Source organism: Pseudomonadota bacterium (assembly GCA_026388215.1).
Lineage (GTDB): Bacteria > Desulfobacterota > Syntrophorhabdia > Syntrophorhabdales > Syntrophorhabdaceae > JAPLKF01.
On the sequence record JAPLKF010000132.1, the window covers coordinates 1 to 3,257 of the forward strand.

Consider the following 3,257-nt stretch of genomic DNA (forward strand, 5'->3'; position numbering starts at 1 on the left):
CTCTTTCGTTTTATTCTTGTTACCCATAATCTATCCCCCTTACAGGCAATAGGCTCTTGCTAACCGTAAACTATTGTGAATGAACTATTCAAATTTAAACCCATTATTTTTAAACAGTTTCACACATACTTCAACAACTTGAGGATCATAGAGAATGCCCTTGTTTTGTATGATTTCTTTTAGAGCTATATCCATGCCCAATGCAGGTCTGTATGGTCTGTGTGATGCAATGGCCTCAACGACATCGGCAACCGCTAAAATCTTAGCTTCGAGTATGATATCTTCGTTCTTCAGGCCCTGGGGGTAACCAGAACCATCTAATCTCTCATGGTGCTGGAGTACCATCTGGGCGATAGGGTAAGGGAATTCTATGTCTTTTAGCATATCATAGCCGATCTGTGGATGAGTTTTTATAAGACCAAACTCAAGTTCTGTGAGTTTGCGGGGCATGCTTAATATTTCTGCGGGTATTGATATTTTTCCTAAGTCGTGGATAACCCCTGCCATACGGATACCGTCAGTCACTTCTTGAGAGAGGTCCATTTCTTTTGCGATTGAACGGCCGAGGCTTGATACCCTTCTCTGATGACCTGATGTGTATGGATCTCTCACTTCGACCGCCATTGCAATGACATCAATGGTTCCGCCTATTGCCTTTCTCAATCTATCCATATTTTGTCTGATAGATTCCTCAGCCTGTTTCCTGTATGTTATATCTTCCATTGTGCCTTCATTATAGAGCATATTACCCTTACTATCCCTGACAGTCCTCACCTTAAAAGAAACCCACATTGTGCTCCCATCTTTTCGATAGAGCTGGGTTTCAAATCCTGATACGACATTTTGTTTGTCCAGCATTCGCATAAGCTCTTCCCGTTGCCCTAATTCAACGTAGAGTTGCTTTCCAATATCTCGAATGCTCTCTGTGAGTTCTTCAAAGGAATCATATCCAAGCATCTGGAGGAAGGATTTATTTGCCACAATGAGCTGGCCACCACGTGTGGTCTGGTATATCCCCTCCACAGCATACTCGACAATGCTACGGTATTTTTCCTCGCTTTCATGGAGCAACATCTGCGCTTGTTTCTGCTCGGTGATGTCTTCATACATAACTACAATTTGCCTCTCCTTTAAGCTCTCTCCAATTCTTGAAGTACTTACCCTGCACAACATATCTTTCCCGTCTTTGCGACGACAGGGGAAATCTTCACTGTATGTCTGTTGTTTCTCAAGAACAGGATAGAAGTGTTTGCCTATTTCTTTGTATTCCTCCTCAGTCCTGTAAAGAACTCTTGTATTCTTCCCGATCAACTCCTCAGGCTTCCAGCCAAAAACAGTCTCCACCGCATTATTGGCAAAGATAATTTTACGTTCCTTCAACCCAATGACTGCGTGGGGAATGGCAGACAAGACTGAGGATTCTAACTCTTCTAAGGTCCTTAAATTTTCTATTGCTTGTTTCTGCTCGGTGATGTCTTCAATGGTTCCTTCGTAGTAGAGGAGCTTACCTTCTCCGTCTTGAACAGCCCTGACGTTTTCTGAAACCCATATTTTACTTCCATCTTTACGGTATGCTTCAAGCTCAAATCCTTCTACAATATCCTGTGTATCAAGTAGGTGTCTGAACTCTATACGGCGTTTCGGGTCCACGTAGTATTGCGTGCCAATGTCGGTGATAGAGTTGACCATTTCTTCGGGAGAGGTGTAACCATACATCTTTGCCATTGCAAAGTTTACACTGAGGAATTTTCCTTCAGGTGTGCTCTGGAATATACCTTCAACAGCATGCTCGAAGATATTACGGTATTTTTCTTCGCTCTCCTTAAGTTTTTGCTCTGTCCGCCTGCGGTCCGTGATGTCGCGGCACAGTGACAAGATCCTGGCGGAGTCTCCGCTGCCCAGGACGGTCGCGTTGAGCTCAATGGGAGTGATTTGTCCACTCCGGTTTACGTAGTCGATTTCCAGATTTCTAACATAGCCCTGCTTGACACACCTCTTCACTTCGGCGGCATTTCGCTCCAGGTCATATGGGGCGGTCCATTCAACCACGCCTCGGCCGAGGATCTCCTCCAGCGCGCCATAGCCCGTTAGCCGGATATATTCCTTGTTGGCGTCGATGACTCTGCCTTGGGGAGAGGATTCCCATTCATGTCATAGATCGTATCCACGTTCAGCAGGACATCCAGTATCTTCCCCTGCCTGGTGATTATCTGTATCTCCTCGTTCTTGAGTTTTCCTTCCTTTTTCCACCTCTCAAAAAGCTGGCTGGCCTTCTGGCGAGAAGATGGCGCATAAATCGTATCAACCAGCACCTTGCCTATCACTTCCTCTTTGCTCTCATACCCCAGCGTTTTGATCGTCACCGGGTTGCAGTCCATGATCTTCCCATCCAGTGAGATATTATAAGCCAGAACTGGCAGGTTATCGAAGAATTTACGAAGTTTTAATCGCTCCTCATTCACCGCCTCCTCTGCCTTCTTGCGGCCAGTGATGTCTTCGCACGCCATGAGGTTATCACCGGTTGCTAACATGACAGGGATAAAATTGATTATCTTCGTTGACCCGTCTTTACACGTTGCTGTAAACACCCTCGGTCTTTGTTCTCCAACTCTGCCCTCTTCCAGATCGTTTATCCATGCTGATATGACTTCATGTCGATAGGTCGTATCCGGGTATGCCTTCCTGAACCATGTTCTCCCATTGGGAATGTCCTTTGGTTCGTAGCCGAATATCTCCTCGAATTTCTGGTTGGTATAAGTAATTGTTCCATTTTGTGAGATCATGACCATTCCAAAGGGAGCATTATCCAACAGGGTAAGGAATTTCTCTTTTTCATTCAGGAGAATCTCCTCTGCCCGCTTGCGGAAGGTGATGTCCTCGCAACTCGTAATGTATTCACCAGTTTCCAGTTTTACAGAAATAAACTCGATTATCTTTTTGGTTCCATCCTTGCAGGTAATAATGAACTCTCGTGGCCTTTTTTCACCTACTTTTCTTTCTTTCAAATCGTCTATCCATGCCGAGACCACGGTATGCCTGTATTCAGGGTCAGGGTATGCCTTTCGAAACCATGTTCTTCCATCAGGGATATCATTCAGGTCATAACCTAATAGTTCTTTGAACTTTGAATTGACATAGATAAAATTTCCATCTTTATCTATCATTATCATTCCAAAAGGAGCATTTTTTGAGAGGGTGAAAAACCTTTCTTTTTCATTATGTAATTGCTTCTCTGCCTGCTTTCGCTCGGTGATGTC

The 3,257-nt window shown here is 44.5% G+C and carries 2 protein-coding genes; both read right to left on the reverse strand.

Annotation, left to right across the window (positions count from 1 at the left end):
- Positions 1 to 84: 84 nt before the first annotated feature.
- Positions 85 to 2,073 carry a PAS domain S-box protein gene (locus NTU69_07850; protein ID MCX5803426.1) on the reverse strand — a complete coding sequence of 663 codons (1,989 nt, stop codon included), beginning with the start codon at positions 2,071 to 2,073 and terminating at the stop codon, positions 85 to 87.
- A gap of 14 nt (positions 2,074 to 2,087) precedes the next feature.
- A partial coding sequence (locus NTU69_07855) for a PAS domain-containing protein (GenBank protein ID MCX5803427.1) occupies positions 2,088 to 3,257 on the reverse strand: 1,170 nt, incomplete at its 5' end.